Source organism: Pseudoalteromonas sp. SR45-1 (assembly GCF_014163655.1).
Classification (GTDB): domain Bacteria; phylum Pseudomonadota; class Gammaproteobacteria; order Enterobacterales; family Alteromonadaceae; genus Pseudoalteromonas; species Pseudoalteromonas distincta.
Genome location: NZ_JACJDR010000035.1, coordinates 1 through 1,485 on the forward strand (window position 1 = coordinate 1; position 1,485 = coordinate 1,485).

A 1,485-nucleotide genomic window follows, 5' to 3' on the forward strand; every position below is an offset into this window, starting at 1 on the left:
TTAGCTGTCTCTTATACACAAATCCCTGCTAAGAAATTAGCGGGGATTTTTTTGAACTAAATCTCAATGTCATGATCAGATCTTCAAATCTTGTTTGAGGGCACATTATGATTAACGAACATACTCATTGGGCAAAACAACAATTCGGTAAATCGGACTTAGGTGATCCAAGAAGAACAGCGCGTCTGGTAAAGTTAGCATCAACGCTTGCAAATGAACCAGGAAAACCACTTGTAAACATCACTCAATCCCCCGCCGATATGGAAGGTGCCTACCGCTTTATTCGCAACGAAAATATTGACGCAACGGCTATAGCAGAGTCAGGCTTTAAAGCCACGGTTGAACAAGCAAAAAGTCATAACTTGTTGCTCGCATTAGAAGACACGACCACACTAATTTATAAACATTCCTCCATTCGAGATGATTTGGGTCATGTCGGACGAGGAGCAAAACAACGAGGCTTGTTAGCTCATAGCGTATTACTGTTTGCGCCAGACACAAAGCAAGTTGTGGGATTAATTGAACAGTCTCGCTGGAGTCGTGATATCAACACGATTGGAAAAAGAGAAAAACACGCGACGACTTCTTACGAAGAAAAAGAAAGTTACAAGTGGGAGTCAGCGTCACGAGCGATGGCAGAGCGGCTGCAAGGACAAATGGCGAACGTGATATCGGTGTGTGACCGCGAAGCGGACATCTACGAATACTTGCAGTATAAACTGACCGAGCAGCAACGATTCGTCGTACGCTCGATGCAAAGTCGTCATATTGAAGAAGGTGAGGATAAGCTCTATGCGTTTGCAAGCGAGCTGATGAGTGCAGGCACCAAACACATCCACATTGTACAAAAAGGAGGAAGAAAAGCCCGAAGCGCAACACTGGATATCACCTATGCGCCAGTGACACTCAAAGCGCCTTACAATAAGAAAGGACGCTCCCTCCCAGTTTACTATGTCGGCAGTGCAGAGAGAGGAAACGCTGAGAACGGCTTAAGCTGGCACCTATTAACCAGTGAACCAGTCACCAGCAAAGAAGACGCCTTAGCTATCATCACCTACTATGAGCACCGTTGGCTTGTAGAGGAATACCATAAAGTCTGGAAAAGTGATGGCACGGATATCGAAAGTTTACGCCTTCAAAGCCAAGATAACATGGAAAGATTGGTGACGATTAATGGCTTTATTGCGACGCGAATATTGCAACTAAAGTTCACCAATGAGCAGCCTGATTCTCCAAGTTGTGAACAACTATTATCTCCCAAAGCATGGAAGTTATTGTGGTTAAAGAGAATAAAAACACCATTGCCTGAAACTGCTCCAAATATGTCATGGGCGTATCAGGAACTGGCAAAGTTAGGAGGCTGGAAAGATACCAAGCGCACAGGGCGTGCATCTGTGAAAGTGTTATGGCAAGGATGGCTTAAGTTACAAGCCATCCTGGAAGGCTACGATTTAGCAAAATCTCTTGAGTCAGACTTGTGATCAA

General features: G+C 44.6%; 1 protein-coding gene. It reads left to right on the forward strand.

The features are described 5' to 3' along the window. Window positions 1-107: 107 nt before the first annotated feature. Window positions 108-1,481: an IS4 family transposase gene (locus H5089_RS20000; protein WP_182712953.1), complete on the forward strand. Its 1,374-nt coding sequence runs from the start codon at window positions 108-110 to the stop codon at window positions 1,479-1,481. Window positions 1,482-1,485 lie beyond the last annotated feature (4 nt).